The organism is Peribacillus sp. NPDC097295, assembly GCF_044761665.1.
GTDB lineage: Bacteria > Bacillota > Bacilli > Bacillales > DSM-1321 > Peribacillus.
Window position 1 is genome coordinate 597,213 of the sequence record NZ_JBIWCW010000001.1, and the last position, 17,543, is coordinate 614,755.

Genomic DNA, 17,543 nt, shown 5'->3' on the forward strand with positions numbered 1-17,543 from the left:
TTGATGTTTTATTACATATCGTGGCAATGGAATTTTTGGTGTTATGAGTTCGATTCGGATGAGCAAACTCGATGCAACCAAGTTTGCAGTTGAAGGTTTTTCTGAAGCATGAATACTTGAATTGTCAGGGTAAAATTGTTTTCAACCAGGTAAGTTACAAACCACAGAATTCTATCCTGTTACAGAGGAGAATTACCATTTAAATTGAATTTTTTCAAATAGGAGTCTTGAAAAAAATATATTAAAAGGAGATAATATTTAAATCAGTGTGTAGAGATATTGGCCATGATTATTGGCCAAAAATATATGTCTCACGATACGTCTGCCATCTGAAATATTTTTAATATGGAGATGGTCTCAATATGCACGAAGAAACAAGATTACCACGGAATGGAAAAGAATTTATATTATTCTTGGCGATCATATCCATTCTTTCAGTCAACATCATCGGACCACTTATTATGGGTTTCGAATTCGGATTCAATAAAGATGTGTATTTTGATACCTTACAAGTCATTCCAATCGTATGGGTTTGTGTCGTTATATTGGTAACCTTCGTTGCCAATCCACTCGTTACTAAACTCGTACCAAAGTTTGTTAAACCAACGGACAGCTTTAATGCCAGGGTGTTATTCACGATATTATTTAGCGTAACCATCCTGTCCATTCTACTGACAATTATGGGGTCTTGGATTGGCATGGGGGAAATCAGTTGGGAACCGTTTCAAAGGTTCTTTTATAGCTGGCCTCGTAACTTTTTCATCGCATTTTGGGTTGAAACGTTAATTGCACAGCCTATTGCTAGATTGGCCATGAAAAAATTACATGCAAGCCAAGTACGAAAAACGGTAAAAGCATAACGATTAAATATAGGAACGTCCATATAGCCGATTGGTTTAAATAAAACCAATCGGCTTTTTATTGTGGCTGTGCCCGCAATATTTTTGAAAATTAAATTAGACAGCATTTCTGCTGTCCTAGACTGTAGACAAATTCGATGAAAAGTGTGTTTGTCAATGTGAACGTTGATTTCCACTACAGGCACTCGCTTTCCGCGGGCGGTCGGGGAGCCCCGTCTGCTTCGCCTTCGGTGTCTCCCCTAGACGCGCATGTCCCGCAGGAGTCTCGTACCTTCCGTTCCAATCAACATTGCGTTATCAACAAGTGAAATCTATATATTCGAAGTGTTTCGCGGGCAAAAGAGTAGAGGTTGGATGACTAATCTAAGGGAATTTTTTTAAAAAGGTCGGTGCTCCTTTTGTCGACAAACTGAGACAGCATTTCTGCTGTCCATTTAACATCTACCTAATTTTAACTATATCAGTATATATTTTATCGTTAAGCTCCCAAACTACGGATACAGTTGTGCCTTTTGGTGGCTTAGGTCCTAAGTAAAAATCATCTGAAAAGGGATGCAGATCAGTAACTTTTCCATCTTCTGACCTGCCTTCTTCAAAACTATCGATACGTGTATTAATTGTATCATTTTCTTCGACTATAATAGATTTTACAGTTACGCTGTCGTTATTTCTTTGATGTAAATGACCCTCCCATCCATATGGTTCACTGGCATCTTTATTTTTTGAATACGTTACCTTCCACACTCCATTTTCTGAAGTTCCTGATATTACCTTATTAGAGAAATACCAATAAACGCAGATTACAATAAGAGCTAACGGTATTATAACTTTCAAATATTTGTTTCTAGTCATACTTCTTTTATCCTCTCAACATTTATTCATTTTAAATCCCGTCTACATTTTCCTATAAATCGGAAAAAGAAGGTTTATTATACAAATATTTTTGTTGTGCATGTACTATTATCAAAACAACATTCTTTACAAACAGCCTTTTGATAACACACAAGGAAAAAACCGAAAACCAAGATCGTTTTCGGTTTTTTCCTTGTATGACTGACCCATCATGACTGTACCTGTTGATTTTTCTTTAACTCACCCGTCGCTTTTTGATCAATCTTGATAAATATACGTTCTACCTCCCTTTTATCTTGAAGTAAATGGTTCCGGTTTTCTTTAAGCAGTTGATCAAAAGATATTCTTTTTCTCGGCATTCTTCATTCACCTCTTAGCTGATTGAATTCTTTTTGGAGGACCACAAATGGTAGTTCGTATAGTTGTTTATTATATTTTTTAAAAATACCAAATTTCAGTAGTTCTTGGATTATCTGATCTTTATTGACTTCTCCCTTTTTATCTATTTGGGTTCTCATGAAAACCCTCCTTCATAAATAAGCAGACCCATCGTATTTTGGAAAAAGTAACATTCCATTCAACGATAAAAATCTCCATTTTCTCTTTTTTCTCCCCCATATAAGAACATGATCTGCAAACTCTTCGCATTTCTTCACTTGATCATATATAGTAGGTTCTTGATGGACTTTTAAGATAGAATCATACACTTGAAATCCCCGTTCTTTCATTTTTTCTGAAAGAATATGTATCGCGGCACAAGGATTTTCATCATTTAAGTTACCTGAACCAAAATAGGCAACCTTCACGTTGGGAGGATGTATTTGTTCAATCTCTTCATAAAATTCCTTCGCTTCATAAGGTACTTCATCTTTATTCCATGTATATAAACCGATAAAGGCCAAATCATATTCCTTTAAGGTGTCTACTTCAACGGTATCCAATCTTTCCATATAGACTTTACAGCCAGCAGCCGCCAATCTATTCTTCATGATGATTGCCATTTTCTCGGTATTACCGGATAAACTAACATAGCCAATAAATACCTTCATCTACTCACCTACCTAATTGAGAATTGTTTTCATTACTTCTCTAATATAAATGAAAATGATTCTCAATGTCAATTATATATCCAAACTAATTCTTTGCAGGAGGTACCCAAAAGATACTTAGTCTAATTCATTTGTGAAAAGGCTCTGGAGACCACCAGTTACCCGATACGACCATCATGGTTAGTAATTTAACGACTGATTTATTTCATTGAAAAAAAGATAGTCGATCGACCCTTTACTTCCCCCCTGCTGATCAGCTCATAACAATGCATGTGCAATGTCCATATCTCCATCCGTTGCTAAATCTGCATCTCCTGGCGTATTGATAATCGCGTCCGTTTTATTTTCAGTAGAAAAAACTCGCTAAGTCTTAAAGCGAGTTTCCTAGTAATGAAAGGTAGCCTTTAAAATGAAACATGATGCGGGTTTATAACATAAGGAAGAGAACTTTTTATAAATAGACAATCATGCAGAAATTTGTATAGATTTCAAAATAATTCTCTTCTTTCTATTCATTCCTTACGTTCTTTACGTATATCAGAAGCAATTTTCTTTAAAGCTTTTTTAGATCCCCGTTTGAGATCGTGCTGTAATTTCCGTTCTTCATACCTGACAAATAGTGAATCTAGATCATAGACCTCTGGATATAGGTCGCTTGCTTTTAATGTAAGTTCTAGTCTTTTCGCTTGGATCTCTATAAAGGTATCTTCGAAAAACACCACGACATGGTTGTGGGCATCTTTTTTCTTATATACAATAGCCTCCCCGTTCAGTTCGTTTACCTTTACTCTATCTCCCACTTCAAATTCATACACGTCTTCTTTTGTTGGCGATTGGACCTTCGTTTTTTTGATTTTATGTGCTTCGACGCGGTCTAAATCATAGTCTTTATTGTCGATATAACGCCTTGCCTTTTGCAAGACCGTTTCACGAACATTCATTTTTCTAGCAATGTAAAGGGCGTTACTATCCCCCGATTCACCAATCAACAGTTTATACATGGGCTCTAATGTTTCATTATTGAACTGCATCGCCGCATTCATGAAATCACTATGTCTTTCCGAATGACGTTTGATTTCTCCATAATGAGTGGTTGCAACCGTCAGGCAGCCCATTTTATAAAACTCCTCCAGTATCGCAATGGCTAACGCCGCTCCTTCATTTGGTTCAGTCCCACTTCCTATTTCATCGAATAGAAGTAAAGTATGATTGGAAGCTGCACTCATAATATCCGAGATGTTTTTCATATGTGACGAAAAAGTACTGAGCGCGTTTTCGATGCTTTGATTATCGCCGATATCTACAAATACGTGATCAAAGACAGCGAGTTCTGTTCCTTCTTCTCCTGGGATGTGAAACCCCGACATCATGGCCAGTGTGAGGATCCCGATGGTTTTCAGGACCACCGTTTTACCGCCAGCATTAGGACCCGTGATAATGAGACTGCGATAATCCTTACCCAACTCGAAATCTAATGGAACACTATCTTGAGGCAAAAGAGGATGCCTGCAACCCTTTAACAGGATATATCCATGATGATTGATTTTTGGTTCGATGGCATCCATGCTTTTGCTGAACTTGGCTTTTGCGAAAATCATGTCGTATTGACTGATGAGTTCGATATTTACCTTGATCGGTTTTAGTTGCTCATAAATCGTACCGGAAAGGGTCGCCAATAATTGGTACACTTCCATTGATTCTTCAGCTTTTAAACTGGTTAATTCTACATTTAACTTCGTCACGGCAGCTGGTTCCATGAATACGGTGGCCCCTTTAGATGAAACTTCTACAATGGTTCCAGCCACCTGGTTTTTATAAGATGCTTTAATCGGAATCGTAAAGCGATCATCCTTTTTACTAATGAAAAACTCCTGAATGAACTCTTTATTCGCTCCACTTTTTAAGAATTTATTCAAGCGCTCCTCTATCTTGCTCTCGGTTTTACCGATTTGGTTTCGGATACGTTTCAATTCCTTACTCGCCTCGGAAACGACCATATTCCCCTTTATAACGAACTGAATCTCTTCTTCGATGCTCCTGAATTCAGTCATGGAATGGGCATAGGCATGCAGGGTGGGGGCGAAAAACTCTTTATCTTCCATGAACTTTTTAATATTCCGGCAACCTCTTAAGAAATCAGCGATGGCAACCAATTCAGCGGGTTCTAAAATCATTCCTTTTTCTAGCTTCACAATGAAGTTCCCCACATTCGTTATTCCTTTTAGAGGAATATGGTTGTCGGCATTCAATAACTGCCTGGCTTCGGTTGTTTCATTTAATCGAATCTTCACAACATTGAACAGGGAACTTGGCTGAAGTTGATCCAACAGCGCTTTACCTAACCCACTAACGCAATGGCTTTTGACTCGTTCTTTCAGTTCGCTATATTGTAATTTATCAAATGTCGTTGTATTCATGACATCATCCTCCTTGACTAAGTGAAATTCCAACCTCGATTTCAAAAAAAAATGCCCGCAAATGACCTCCTACCTATACAAATGAACAACTGTTCATTTGAGTAGAAAGCTCCTGCGGGCATCGGTCTTATCTATAATAAGGACCTTCATCACGAACATAATAGGCAGATCAAAGAGACTCATGTACAACAAAAAAGCATGGCAGGACAAATCCCACCATACTTTTCGCCGTAACACCTTCATGTTACACGATTATGGAAAAGGAAGCAGTCTTAAGGTAGGTATCTACAGTGCAGAATAACACTGTAAAAAAGGCACACTTAATACACTAATAAAAACAGTGATTAAACACCTTATTCAACTAAATTAGTTGATACCTACTCCCGACATAAAACACCACACCTTTTCTTAGATTGGAATAAATATACCACTTCAAAAAAAGAGAGTCAACGAAAAAATGTTAATTTTTACTAAAAAAAGTCGATCAGCTTTTTTTAAAAGCTAACCGACTCTCCATGCTATTTTTTTGATATCTTACGTAATAAATATAAACCGTATATAATTGCAGGAATAGCCAACACAGTAAGAACTATCTCCAATATCCCAAAAATAGCATACATAGGTGAAACACTTACATCCATGCTCATTTTTTGATTCTCTCCTTGCTCTAAAAATAGCTTAACATAAGCATTTTTCTTAGTTTTGTTCAGCTTAACCAATTTAATAGTACTTGTTATTCCTACATATCCATTATTTAAAGTACCTGTAAGTTTATATGTTCCTTCTCCGTTAATACTTTCCGCAAACGCAGTATTATATTACCATAGTAGATTCTAGGAAAGGATAATATTATCAAAAATGGATATTTAGTAACAATATTGGAGTTAGGAACTTAGGTGTGTGATGTGGGTGCTATTTATCAAAAACTTTACCATGTTAAACTAATTTTCTATAAGTCTTTATTCGGTATACTAGAAAATTTAAAAACCCTCAATCACATGGATGATTAAGGGTTTTAACTTCACGTACTTCAGAACTACATTTCCCTTCGCCGTTATCTTCTGAGCAAGATCCTTTAACGGTGTCTTATCCACACCTTAAGTATTTCCAGTTGTATCCGCTACTTCCCTAACCTTAACTCCTATTGGCACTTCCACTTTACCGATAGCCTTGCCTATATCCTTGATCGACCTTTAGCTTTCTGGACTTTAATTGTTTCATGGAAAGAACTGACTCAAGCCAATTATATAAAAAGGGGTTGCCCCTAAAGCCATTAACCTGGCTTTTGGGACACCCCCTTCCTATCTAACTGTATCAGGTTTGATTAATTGATTCCTACTGCTGTGAAAGCATTTGTTACGGCTGTCTTTTCTGCACTATTTGATCCATAAAGGTCAACAGCCGCTTGTATTGCTGCAGCTTTTGCTTGTGAGAAAGTGGCAGATGACGTCAGATAAACCGTGTTGGTACGATAGAAAATGGCTCCTAATTTATCAATGCCGACTCCATTAACTGTCACACCATGGAACGTGCCGCCAGCCGCTATCAGGTAGGCCGCTTTATTAATGATTCCGCTATTGGTATGGACACCGCCATTATCCGCTGTGCCTGTGTAACGGTTTGGATAGTAATCTGGATCGCCGGAAGCAGTCGGATTGGACATCGAACGAAGGGCATCGCCTGATACGCTAGGTGTGTAAATATCTTCACCAATTAGATAATCCGCTTTGGATGGCTGATATTTATATTCCACGACTGTTCCGAAGATATCAGAAATCGCTTCATTTAGTGCACCTGATTCTCCCTGATAAACCAGATTGGACTCAGATGACGTCACAGCATGTGTTAATTCATGGGCGACAACATCCAATCCGCCTGATAGAGGGATGAAAGTAGAGCCGTCTCCGTCTCCGTATACCATTTGTGAGCCGTTCCAGAAAGCATTATTATAATTTCTTCCATAATGGACGGTTGATTTTAACGCTGAGCCGTTGTCATCATAAGAGTTTCTATTGAAAGTAGATTTATAATAATCATATGTGTTGCCAGCATAATAGTGGGCATCTACCGCAGGAGCATCACTGGTTGCGCTGAATACGTTGTCCGCATCGGACCATAGAGTTCCCGGTAAGCTTGATGAGTTGTTTGCATTGTATGTAAAAATACCTTTGCCTCTCGTATTATCCTGTAAATAGTATTTTCCGCTTGATAGAGTTGTATTAAGTGAGACCGTATTTTTAAGAACTCCTGTACCTGTTCCAACAGAGTTTGTGCCGGAGACTTCATCCAGGGTATTATATTTATTTAGGATTTCCCCTGTTTTCACTGAGATAAAGTAATAGTAGTTTCCTGGTTCTGGGTCCAAAAAGTTTAAATTCACTTTATAGGCGAATTCAGCGTTATCATCTTCTGTAAACACTACCAATTCAGTATCTGGCTTTTGCTCATATTTTATAGTGAAGCCTAGGTCGCTTTCAGCTATTTCGACCGCTTGTGAAGCCTTCATGCCTTTTTTGTCTTTTTTATCAAGCTTTGTGTCAAGATCAGATACAACTGTACCGGACACTACATTCAAAACACCATCATCTTTCAGGACAACCGCCTGTGTGGATCCAAAAACAGGGACACCCTCAAATGTTTGCTGAAGCTTAAGCACTGTATTTCCAAACTCGTCCTTGCTTTTTTTCAGTACTTTGAAAGAATCCTTCGCTTTCTTACTGCCAAGTTTATAAGATTGTTTATTTTTATCTAAGAAGTTATATAAAATTGTTTCAGGTGCTTCGCTTGATGGAGAAGTCAGATTTCCTGACTTGAATTCAATAGAATCCTTTTCTTTATTGTATTTCTCTGAGCTCAATACATTCTTAGAAGCAGCCCATGTCTCAGATTGCGGAAGAACGGAGACCATCAACCCAAGTGATAACACAATGCCTGTAACAATTTTACCTTTCATATAACCCAACTCCTTTAATGTAATAAAATCAATGTAATATAAAATTATTAATTATGAAAATTCAAAAAACTTAAATTTTTCCAGTTTTATTAAATAATTCTCAGTTTAATTGAACTCTAATAATATTTTTTGAGCTTGAATATTCTTTTAGTTATATTGTTATAATAGATAGTGTCAATATTTTTGTGTATATGAATGTTAACGTTTTGGTTGTATTCATTTTTAGTGTGTTCAGAGTACTAATGGTGTTGTCCCCTCAGTCTTATTTCGAATAAATCAAAGAGGCAGAAATGTTGTTAAACCAACCTCTCTGCCTCTCTATGTATTCAGTTTAACTTCCCTTTTTGAGAAACCCGTACATTAAATTGTATTTTTAAAGTACATAAACACCGTAACGAATGGTTCTTATAAAATTTTTATAGTATATTATTTTTGTAATCTTAAACTAGTAATCAACTCATCTAATCGATTAAACGAACCTCATTCAGAATCATGGGACTACCTTCATGAGCTATGAATTTCACGAAGCATAGTCCAATGTTTCCTAAATTTAACGATTTTCCACACATAACAAAAACACCTGTTTCCAACTAAGACAAACAAGTGCTTGAATTCTAAAAAATAATCCTCAATACATCTTCGCCGTAATCTTCTGCGCAAGATCCTTTATCGGTGTCTTATCCAATCCAATAGCTTTATAAGTATTTCCAGTTGTATCGGCTACTGTCCTAACCTTCACTCCTGTTGGCACTTCCACTTTCCCGATGGCCTTGCCCATATCCTTGATTGACCTTTTAGCTTTCTGGACTTTATTATGTACATATTCTTTGCTGTAGGGGATGAACTTCGTTCCGCTTGCCATTTTGTCTGCGGCCTTGGCTGCGCCTGCTATACCGGTGATGCCGAGGGCGGTCATCAGGCTGGTTTGGCGCTGTTCTTCTGTGAGTTCGTTGCCAAACATGTCCTTGCCGGTGACGGCTTCGCCGAGTCCGTTGGCGGCGGTTAGTCCATAGAGGCCGGTTTCGGTTTGCTTGAGGATGTCCATGGCTTTTGTCGATTTATAGGCATCCAATGCATGGTCCGCAGCGTTGATTCCCTTTAATCAGCTGAAACCGGTAGAGGCCGCATTCTTCTTTTGCTTTAAAAAATATTTAATTTCATATATTTCATTTCCATTTAAAAAGGTGCTGTCTCATAAGTACTTATCAAAGTAAATTAACCCCAAAATTAAAGGGCAGAAATGCTGTTAAAAAAACAACGTTTCTGCCCTTGATTATTTATTCAATTCCTACTTATTTTCCCCTTGGAACAGTCTCATATATAACCTAATTATTGAAAAGCATTACTCTACATCTTCACTTTTCTTTTTTAGATATTCTTCTAAAATACTCTTATCATATTCAGACTCAGGTAAAAGATTCAAACGATTATATTCCCAAATGATTCTTCTTTCATGATCATCTGCTTCAGATAAATCTTCATAATCATAGTCAATTTTAAACTTCCCGGTACTCTCTAGAGTAAATGTTAAATTGGTCCATAGTTCTTGATTATTATTTTTAAATTCTTCCGATAACTCTTTTAAGCATTTTATTAATTTTCTCCACATATCTCTATATTCCAACCTACTAATGCTATATATTTCCGGTATATCGTGGCTATATATTAGCTGCTCATTATTATGAGTACTATAAAAAAAGAACGCTGTCCCTGTACCTTCACCTATTTCTCCATATAAAAATACTTTTGACCATTCTTCTGGAATAATCTCATTTATAGTTTTAGCTAGTTTTTGATAAAACTCATTTAATTTATCTTCATTCAATTCTATTATCCCCCTGGTTTATTTTCAAATTCCCTGATCTCCCAACGACCATTATCCACTTTATACTCAATATCAAAACTTGTAGGTCGAATAGAATTCCCTTCATACACCGGATATATTTTTACCTCAACTGTTTTCGGAGGATTACTATCTAAAGCTTTAGCCCAAGAACTTTCAAGCTTCTTCCATTCTCCCATATTTAGATTTGCATTCATAGGGACAAGGTTATCTAGTTGTCCTGATCCTTTGAATATACTAGCAATCAAGTGTCCCCCTTGATCATCAGGTAAACGATCTTCTCTTCCAGCAATGCGTTGCGCATACTTATTACGTTTACCACTGCCTAAGTCAAGCGAACCTTCGACACTTGATATCCGTCCTTTTTCGTCCGTTTTATATACGTGACCTCCAGGTGATGTATATTCAATATTCGGTTTTAGTACTTTCTTCATTTTATCTCTTGTATAATGCTGTCCATATTTCACTTTTATAATTTCTTGGGGTCCTTTAACAGGTAGTAACGACCCCTTACTTCCTTCACCCTTCGCCGTAATCTTCTGCGCAAGATCCTTTATCGGCGTCTTATCCAATCTAATAGCTTTATAAGTATTTCCAGTCGTATCGGCTACTGTCCTAACCTTAACGCCAGTTGGCACTTCCACTTTCCCGATGGCCTTGCCCATATCCTTGATCGAGTCTTGGGCTTTCTGGACTTGGTTTTGTACATATTCCTTGCTGTAGGGGATGAGTTTTGTCCCGTTTGCCATTTTGTCTACGGCCTTGGCTGCTCCGGCTATACCGGTGATGCCAAGTGCGGTCATCAGGCTGGTTTGGCGCTGTTCTTCCGTGAGTTCGTTGCCAAACATGTCCTTGCCGGTGATGGCATCGCCTATAATTGTTTTTTAATACTACCTAATTAAACCAATTCTATAATGGTACACCTTCATGAGATTTTGATTCAAAAAAAGCAACCATTCATGTTGTCTATACTTATAACGCCTAGTAAACAAAAAACACCTGTTGTCTAATGACAATCAAGTGCTTTAAGTTCATTTGATATTCACTACTCCTTGATATATTCCAAAATCGAGCATATTAATTGGAAATCTCCTCAAACCACTCATTAAAAATATGAGTGGCCGTTTTAATCTCATCGTGCGTATAAACTAAATCATACTTGTATTCTGCTTTGAAGTTTCTACTCTTAACATCATATATTAATTTCATCTCAGTTGGCATGTCTCTTTCGTATTCTTTGCACAATACTTGGATTTTTTCAATATTATCATTTATTATATCTAATACCATAAACCCTCGTTCGGCAGACACATCGTACCTTTCCTCCCCAATCTCCACTGCATCATTTAATTTATGAGACTTTACGTATTTATTGTTAATCAAATAAAAGAACCTGCTCGCAATAACTCCTTCTTCACATGAAGCATAAACATATACTTTATCAGCTCTATCTTCAACATATTCCATACATATGGATATCATATCTGCTTGCAATTCACTAAATTTATCTTCAAATTCTTTCATATTATTTTCCCTCCTTTGATTAATTTTTAAAACTTTCAGAACCAAATTCACCATCAATAGTATATCTAACTTTAAATCTATCTGGACGCATATCGTTACTAGAGTAAATTATTTCAACATCAACTGTTACTTTTTTGGGAGGTATTTCCTTTAAAGCCGCAGCCCACATATCTTCAATCTTCTTATATTGCTTCAAATTAACATCAGATAATTGCGAAACCAAATTATCAATTTTAGGTGAGCCTCCAAACCTATCACCTGCCAAATGCCCTGCATGGTCCTGACCTTTCACTTTACCTGGTGTATTTTTGCTGTGTGACAATCTATCTTTTCTCTCTGTTAATTGTAAATTTTCTGTTTCAAACTTTGAAATCCTACCTACATTATCTGTTTCATAAAAGTAATCATACTCTCCTGTTTTATACCTGATATCAGGCTTCAACCTATTTTTTCTACCATTCGTAAACTGTTGCCCTTTGTCCACAATTTTTTTGACTTCACTTACTCCAGAACTACCTTTACTAGCACCCTTACTACCCTCACCCTTCGCCGTAATCTTCTGCGCAAGATCCTTTAACGGTGTCTTATCCAATCCAATAGATTTATAAGTATTTCCGGTCGTATCGGCTACTTCCCTTACCTTAACTCCAGTTGGCACTTCCACTTTCCCTAGGGCCTTGCCCATATCCTTAATCGATTCTTGGACTTTCTGGACTTTATTTTGTACATATTCTTTGCTGTAGGGGATGAATTTCGTTCCGCTTGCCATTTTGTCTGCGGCCTTGGCTGCGCCGGCTATACCGGTGATGCCAAGGGCTGTCATCAGGCTGGTTTGGCGCTGTTCGTCTGTGAGTTCGTTACCAAACATGTCCTTGCCGGTGACGGCTTCGCCGAGTCCGTTGGCGGCGGTTAGTCCATAAAGGCCGGTTTCGGTTTGCTTGAGGATGGCCATGGCTTTTGTCGATTTATAGGCATCCAATGCATGGTCCGCAGCATTGAGTCCCTTTGTTGCTTTGTAGGCGACCACACCTGCTTTCGCAGCTTTTGCTCCCCAACCGAATACTGGGATGATACCGGCCGCGGCCATCGCAGCTGCGGCGATTCGTTCGGCTTTGGAAAGCTTGCGGCCCGTGACGGGATCGATGCCCGTTGTGGCTCTTAGGAAATCATAATATCCCGTCATTTCTCCTGCAAGTGTTTTAGTTGTATCCAAGGTTTTTTCTAAAGCTGACCGGTTTTCGAGTTCTTTCATTTCCTTTTCGAGTTTCCGCGCCTCTGCCTCTTGTTTCTTGAATTCCCGGTAGCCTTTCATGTTGGCAGCCACTTCGTCCTTCACTTGATAAGCAGCACTCGCTTGAAAGGCGCTTTGGTTGAAGTTCATCGGGGAAATGGTACCGTCCTGACTGGTGGCTTCAATGAGGGCCTGTACAAGGCCAATGGCCACTTTTTCCTGACCCTCGCTCACTTCGTATTCCTCGACCAGCTTGCTGTCAACTTCCTTCACTTTCTTGATGGTCGTATTCTTTTCCTTTTCAGCTTTTTCCATTTTCTCATGGAAATCATCTTGTTTGAACACCGTAAGCGGAAGAATATCATCAATGTTCTGAAATATCTTCTGAAGATCGTTCGCCTGCTGGTTCACCATGGACTTGGCGTTGGAGAGACCGTGGGTCACTTCCCCCTCTAAAAACGGCACCTCGACCACGGTCTCACCGGATAGGTCCGCTTCTTCCAATATGGCCGGAATGCCTTTTAGAAAGCTAATCTGTGTCGTGAATAATTCGATCCAGGCATTGGCCACGGTAACCTGTGCCCGGTAAAAGTTCTTGATGGCCGTCGCCCCGGCTCCCGCCAATTCTTCATCAAAGTCGACGATTCCCTGAAATTCCTTTTTCAGTGTCTCTACCTGCCCCTTGAGATCCTCATATTGCTTGGCCCGTGACTTGACGGCCGACTTCAGGGGCTTTGCTTCCAAGATGGTCATATTGGCTGATACCCCTGTGCAGTATGGGTGATGGCTTCATCCTGCTCTTTCAGTAAATCCACGTTCGCCTGGGTGTCTTCCAGATTCTTTTTGACGATCGTCAGGTATTGATTGAAGGTCTTTTCCAGATTGGTCTCCCGTTCTTCCCATTTCGAAGTGAAGTTCAGATCATTATTGCCGAGCTGGTCGGCCGGCAGTGCCCCAATTGCCGTCCCATCCACGGCCGTTTTCACCTGGCTTACTTGCTTTGTCACAACTGCATGTTTCAGTTTAATTGTCGTCATTTACAACACCAACTTCTTTAAATCGGATACTTTATTTTCTACTTGGTCAAGGAAGGCTTCCCCTTTAGCCAAAAGCTCACTCGCTTCTCGGGCAGCTGCAGCCGCTGCTTCCAACGTTGCTTTTTGAATCTCCAGGAAAATGATTTTCTCTTCAATTTTCACTTGATAGTCATCGTACTCATCCTGAACGATTGTCAACATGACCTTGTATGCTCCACTTCTTGACTCTTTAAAATCCGTTGCACGATTTCCGGTCCAACTTTTTCCTAACTCGGGTTTTTTAATTTCTTTGATTTCTACAAGGCTTGCTTCCTGTTCATTGTTGATCTGTGTTTTCGCCAGCTTCAATCGGCTAATTTGCTCCTCTAAATTAGCTATTCCACTAGAAAAGGACGAGCTATAATCGCTTAATACTTCTACAAGTCCCAAAAGGATCACCTCATCATTTGGTATCTGTTTTACCATTTGTCATATTTTTCATATTTTCTTATTATAAGGAATATAGTCCGAGAGATAAATAGGGATAAGTATGCTATTTATCTCCCTTGTTAGGAAATTGGACATACTTACTCCTTTAAGTAGTTCAGTCTTTTTACCCTAACTTTTCCAATATTAAACATTTATGCACAAAAAGAGAATATGGGCTGCATTCTCGTAATCTATTATCTGGACATCATTCACTGGAAGCAGCCTTTTCTTGTGCAGTTCTTCATCTTCCTTGAAAACTTGTCCAAACCAATTTGCACAATCTACATAGAATGATTACACGTACACTTTTATCGAAAGGGATGTAACCATTGATGGATAAAAATCTTCATGATTCTCCCACTGGGCCGAAAGGTAGACTCATAACAGGTCATACAAAGGAGTTTCAATCAGACACAATCGGTTTTCTTACACGGTTAGCTAGAGAATATGGGGAAGTTGCAAATTTTCGCTTGGGACCTTTCCAAAATGTTTTCCTGATTTCAGAACCGGATTTAATCAAACAGATCCTAGTAACCAAGCAAAAGTCGTTTTTGAAATCGAAAGACTTCGATAGCTTAAAGCCGCTCATTGGCGAAGGGCTCATTACGAGTGATAAAGATTTTCACATGCGCCAGAGAAGGCTCATTCAACCATCTTTCAAAAAGACCCACATTAATAATTACGCACAAGATATGATTGATCTAACCAAGGAATATATCTCAACCTGGAAAAACGGGGAAGAAAGAATCATCACTGAGGACACGATGAGCCTTGCTCTTGGTATAGTCAGCAAGACGATGTTCAGCACGGAACTCAAGGATGGGTATAACCTGATTGGGGAGCCGATAGATGAAGTGATGAAGGTTGTTCTTAAAAGAATGAGGAATCTCTTTCAATTGCCTCTATGGATTCCAACAAAAAGCAACCGGGAATATAAAAAGGTGCTCGAACGACTGGATACCGTGATATATAGCATCATTGAAGGACGTAGGAAAGATACAAAGAGCCATGAAGATATGTTGGGAATCCTGATGGAGGCCCGAGATGAAGTGGATAGTTTAGGGATGTCCGATCAGCAAGTACGCGATGAAGTGATGACGATCTTCCTTGCCGGCCACGATACGACCGCTACCTTACTTTCCTGGACACTCTACTTACTATCGCAGAATCCTGAAGTGGAAGCTAAGCTTTTCCATGAAATAGATACCGTAATCGGAAACCGCACCCCCACTCCTGATGATTTCATGAAATTACCATACACTCAGAATATTATCTGGGAATCGCTTCGCATCTATCCACCACTCTACGTCATATCACGGAAAGCGGCAGAAGATGTGTCCATCGGAAACTACCATTTCAAAAAAGGCGAGATGTTTTTGTTAAGTTCCTATGTCATGCATCATAATCCAGAGTATTTCGACCAACCCGAATCTTTCATTCCTGAGCGATTTGAAAACAACTATCTGAAGACCATCCCTCCATTTGCTTACTTTCCGTTTGGTGGTGGCCCGAGAGTGTGTATCGGCAATCATTTTGCTGTGATGGAAGCCGTGCTGGTCCTAGCCTGCATTGCCCAGCAATATCGAATCAAGCTCGCACCTGACCATCATGAAGTAAAACCCCTGCCCTTGCTTACACTCAGGGCGAAGAGTGGATTGCGTATGATAGTAGAGGAAAGGAATAATGGATAAGGAATTAGGCTTGTCATCGACAGTGGATACCATTGTCGTTGACAAGCCTTTTGTATGGACTGCTCCTTTTTCTTCGGATTGATCGTTTATTGTCGAAAAATCGATATATTGCCGATATCCGCAGATAAAAGTCCTATTAAAGGAGATAAATCACAGATTCCGCAGATATAAGTTCGTTTCGCATAGATAAAACTTAGAAATGCGCAGAAAATGATTTTCGTCACCAAAGTATAGTAGTAAAAAATCTACTACCTTCTACTTCAAATTCAGCTGTTCCCATTCACTTAGGTACATTTGCTTCGTGATTCCATGGGGATTTTCCATCTTACAAATAAACTCCAAGCTGTTTCCATCAGGGTCATTGAAATGAATCTTGGCATGGGCATAATCTTTGTGAGGCATCACAAAAGGTTCGATGGGCTCAAACCCAAAGGCTTCCCTCGCCTCCAATCCCTTATTCTTCAACCAAGCAACCGATCCTTTTAATCCATCTAAGGATACCTCAAAAGCGATATGCCTTAAGGAAGGATGGTACTCCACTTCCACCTTCTCGGTTTCCCATAACCCCAACCAGCTTTTATCCTTTTCAATCCATAAAAATGCCAAGCTGTCTTCAACTTTATGATCTAACTCCAAACCTAGCCCTTTATAAAATTCAATGGAACGATTCAAATCACGAACGGGTAAATGTGCTTCATATAAACCTTTGATCATCGGCAAATGCTCCTTATTATGTATGTCCCGTGTTTCATTCGACTCTAAAATAAGAAATCCTGCATACTCGCATGTGAAAGATGGACAAATTGCTCATGAAAAAGGCGCTCCCCATTGGAAACGCCCCTCATCGATCCTATTGAATTATTTAAAGCTACGTTTCAGGAATGCTTTAGTCCGGTCATGCTGTGGATTCGTCAAGACGTCGTCCGGGTGTCCGGATTCGATGATTTCCCCATTGTCCATGAAGATGACCCGATTGGCCACTTCTTTGGCGAATTCCATTTCGTGTGTGACGACGACCATCGTCATGTGCTCTTCAGCCAGGTCCTTCATTACTTTCAACACTTCGCCTGTCAATTCCGGATCCAAGGCGGAAGTCGGTTCGTCGAACAGCAGGATTTCAGGATTCATCATCAGAGCCCGGGCAATCGCTACCCTTTGTTTTTGACCACCGGAAAGCTGGGCCGGAAGTGCCGATGATCGATTCGAGAGCCCCACTTTCCCCAATAACTCGGTGCTTCGTTGCTGGATGACGTCATAAGATTCCTTTTTGGCCATTTTTGGAGCGATTTCAAGATTTTCTTTGACCGTTAAGTGCGGGAACAGGTTGAAATGCTGGAACACCATCCCCATTTTGGAGGTGATTTGCTTGAGTTCTTTCGGATTCGAGTAAACCCCATCCTTCACCATATATTCGCCGGAGACAGCAATGCTGCCACCATTTATTTCTTCAAGATGGACGAGGCTGCGGAGCATCGTGCTTTTCCCGGATCCCGAAGGACCGATCACGGCGACTACATCGTTCTTATTCACATCCAATGTTATCCGTTTTAGTACATCTAGCTTGCCATATGACTTTTTGAGGTTGGACACTTCAAGGATAGCCACATTCACCACTCCT

17 protein-coding genes are annotated in these 17,543 nt (G+C 39.4%); 2 read left to right on the top strand and 15 right to left on the bottom strand.

The window, feature by feature from the left end:
- The first annotated feature begins 362 nt into the window (after positions 1-362).
- The gene (locus ACIQXN_RS03020; protein WP_402961597.1) at positions 363-860 is read left to right on the top strand and encodes a hypothetical protein; all 498 of its coding nucleotides are present in this window, start codon (positions 363-365) and stop codon (positions 858-860) included.
- A 441-nt stretch (positions 861-1,301) separates the two neighbouring features.
- Here the strand turns inward: ACIQXN_RS03020 and ACIQXN_RS03025 are convergent, their stop codons facing one another.
- The 13 genes from ACIQXN_RS03025 to ACIQXN_RS03085 form a co-directional block, all read right to left on the bottom strand.
- The gene (locus tag ACIQXN_RS03025; RefSeq protein WP_402961599.1) at positions 1,302-1,712 is read right to left on the bottom strand and encodes a hypothetical protein; all 411 of its coding nucleotides are present in this window, start codon (positions 1,710-1,712) and stop codon (positions 1,302-1,304) included.
- Positions 1,713-1,921: 209 nt separating this feature from the next.
- On the bottom strand, positions 1,922-2,071 hold the full coding sequence (locus ACIQXN_RS03030; RefSeq protein ID WP_402961601.1) for an FbpB family small basic protein: 150 nt from the start codon (positions 2,069-2,071) through the stop codon (positions 1,922-1,924).
- A 3-nt stretch (positions 2,072-2,074) separates the two neighbouring features.
- Entirely contained in the window at positions 2,075-2,230 is a 156-nt protein-coding gene (locus ACIQXN_RS03035) for a Fur-regulated basic protein FbpA (protein WP_402961603.1), read from the bottom strand.
- A gap of 12 nt (positions 2,231-2,242) precedes the next feature.
- Positions 2,243-2,761 (bottom strand): flavodoxin domain-containing protein, encoded by a 519-nt coding sequence (locus tag ACIQXN_RS03040; RefSeq protein ID WP_402961605.1) that lies wholly within the window; start codon positions 2,759-2,761, stop codon positions 2,243-2,245.
- Positions 2,762-3,273: 512 nt separating this feature from the next.
- A complete protein-coding gene (locus tag ACIQXN_RS03045; protein WP_402961607.1) occupies positions 3,274-5,178 on the bottom strand; it encodes an endonuclease MutS2 in 1,905 nt (634 codons plus the stop codon).
- 1,324 nt (positions 5,179-6,502) lie between these two features.
- A complete protein-coding gene (locus tag ACIQXN_RS03050; RefSeq protein WP_402961609.1) occupies positions 6,503-8,131 on the bottom strand; it encodes a M4 family metallopeptidase in 1,629 nt (542 codons plus the stop codon).
- Between the two features lie 628 nt (positions 8,132-8,759).
- Entirely contained in the window at positions 8,760-9,203 is a 444-nt protein-coding gene (locus ACIQXN_RS03055; protein ID WP_402961611.1) for a hypothetical protein, read from the bottom strand.
- A gap of 270 nt (positions 9,204-9,473) precedes the next feature.
- Positions 9,474-9,956, bottom strand: coding sequence for an antitoxin YezG family protein (locus tag ACIQXN_RS03060; RefSeq protein WP_402961613.1), 483 nt, complete (start codon positions 9,954-9,956; stop codon positions 9,474-9,476).
- A 5-nt stretch (positions 9,957-9,961) separates the two neighbouring features.
- Positions 9,962-10,822, bottom strand: a complete 861-nt coding sequence (locus ACIQXN_RS03065; RefSeq protein WP_402961614.1) for a DNA/RNA non-specific endonuclease — start codon at positions 10,820-10,822, stop codon at positions 9,962-9,964.
- A 229-nt stretch (positions 10,823-11,051) separates the two neighbouring features.
- Positions 11,052-11,498 carry a DUF600 domain-containing protein gene (locus tag ACIQXN_RS03070; RefSeq protein WP_402961616.1) on the bottom strand — a complete coding sequence of 149 codons (447 nt, stop codon included), beginning with the start codon at positions 11,496-11,498 and terminating at the stop codon, positions 11,052-11,054.
- Between the two features lie 19 nt (positions 11,499-11,517).
- Complete coding sequence (locus tag ACIQXN_RS03075; protein WP_402961618.1) at positions 11,518-13,482, bottom strand: T7SS effector LXG polymorphic toxin; 1,965 nt, start codon at positions 13,480-13,482, stop codon at positions 11,518-11,520.
- Positions 13,479-13,766, bottom strand: a complete 288-nt coding sequence (locus ACIQXN_RS03080) for a YwqI/YxiC family protein (RefSeq protein ID WP_402961620.1) — start codon at positions 13,764-13,766, stop codon at positions 13,479-13,481. The genes ACIQXN_RS03075 and ACIQXN_RS03080 overlap by 4 nt, the downstream gene beginning before the upstream one ends.
- Complete coding sequence (locus tag ACIQXN_RS03085; protein ID WP_402961622.1) at positions 13,767-14,195, bottom strand: YwqH-like family protein; 429 nt, start codon at positions 14,193-14,195, stop codon at positions 13,767-13,769.
- 371 nt (positions 14,196-14,566) lie between these two features.
- On the opposite strand from ACIQXN_RS03085, the gene ACIQXN_RS03090 reads away from it, so the two are divergent.
- Positions 14,567-15,925, top strand: a complete 1,359-nt coding sequence (locus ACIQXN_RS03090; RefSeq protein WP_402961624.1) for a cytochrome P450 — start codon at positions 14,567-14,569, stop codon at positions 15,923-15,925.
- Between the two features lie 255 nt (positions 15,926-16,180).
- Here the strand turns inward: ACIQXN_RS03090 and ACIQXN_RS03095 are convergent, their stop codons facing one another.
- Both ACIQXN_RS03095 and ACIQXN_RS03100 read right to left on the bottom strand, forming a co-directional pair.
- Positions 16,181-16,639 carry a VOC family protein gene (locus ACIQXN_RS03095; protein WP_402961626.1) on the bottom strand — a complete coding sequence of 153 codons (459 nt, stop codon included), beginning with the start codon at positions 16,637-16,639 and terminating at the stop codon, positions 16,181-16,183.
- Positions 16,640-16,783: 144 nt separating this feature from the next.
- A complete protein-coding gene (locus ACIQXN_RS03100; protein WP_402957679.1) occupies positions 16,784-17,530 on the bottom strand; it encodes an amino acid ABC transporter ATP-binding protein in 747 nt (248 codons plus the stop codon).
- Positions 17,531-17,543 lie beyond the last annotated feature (13 nt).

Excerpts from the sequence above, each read along its gene's own strand:
- ACIQXN_RS03020 (WP_402961597.1), top strand. The coding sequence starts at position 363 with ATGCACGAAGAAACAAGATTACCACGGAATGGAAAAGAATTTATATTA.
- ACIQXN_RS03025 (WP_402961599.1), bottom strand. The coding sequence starts at position 1,712 with ATGACTAGAAACAAATATTTGAAAGTTATAATACCGTTAGCTCTTATT.
- ACIQXN_RS03030 (WP_402961601.1), bottom strand. The coding sequence starts at position 2,071 with ATGCCGAGAAAAAGAATATCTTTTGATCAACTGCTTAAAGAAAACCGG.
- ACIQXN_RS03035 (WP_402961603.1), bottom strand. The coding sequence starts at position 2,230 with ATGAGAACCCAAATAGATAAAAAGGGAGAAGTCAATAAAGATCAGATA.
- ACIQXN_RS03040 (WP_402961605.1), bottom strand. The coding sequence starts at position 2,761 with ATGAAGGTATTTATTGGCTATGTTAGTTTATCCGGTAATACCGAGAAA.
- ACIQXN_RS03045 (WP_402961607.1), bottom strand. The coding sequence starts at position 5,178 with ATGAATACAACGACATTTGATAAATTACAATATAGCGAACTGAAAGAA.
- ACIQXN_RS03050 (WP_402961609.1), bottom strand. The coding sequence starts at position 8,131 with ATGAAAGGTAAAATTGTTACAGGCATTGTGTTATCACTTGGGTTGATG.
- ACIQXN_RS03065 (WP_402961614.1), bottom strand. The coding sequence starts at position 10,822 with ATGTTTGGCAACGAACTCACGGAAGAACAGCGCCAAACCAGCCTGATG.
- ACIQXN_RS03070 (WP_402961616.1), bottom strand. The coding sequence starts at position 11,498 with ATGAAAGAATTTGAAGATAAATTTAGTGAATTGCAAGCAGATATGATA.
- ACIQXN_RS03075 (WP_402961618.1), bottom strand. The coding sequence starts at position 13,482 with ATGACCATCTTGGAAGCAAAGCCCCTGAAGTCGGCCGTCAAGTCACGG.
- ACIQXN_RS03080 (WP_402961620.1), bottom strand. The coding sequence starts at position 13,766 with ATGACGACAATTAAACTGAAACATGCAGTTGTGACAAAGCAAGTAAGC.
- ACIQXN_RS03090 (WP_402961624.1), top strand. The coding sequence starts at position 14,567 with ATGGATAAAAATCTTCATGATTCTCCCACTGGGCCGAAAGGTAGACTC.
- ACIQXN_RS03095 (WP_402961626.1), bottom strand. The coding sequence starts at position 16,639 with ATGATCAAAGGTTTATATGAAGCACATTTACCCGTTCGTGATTTGAAT.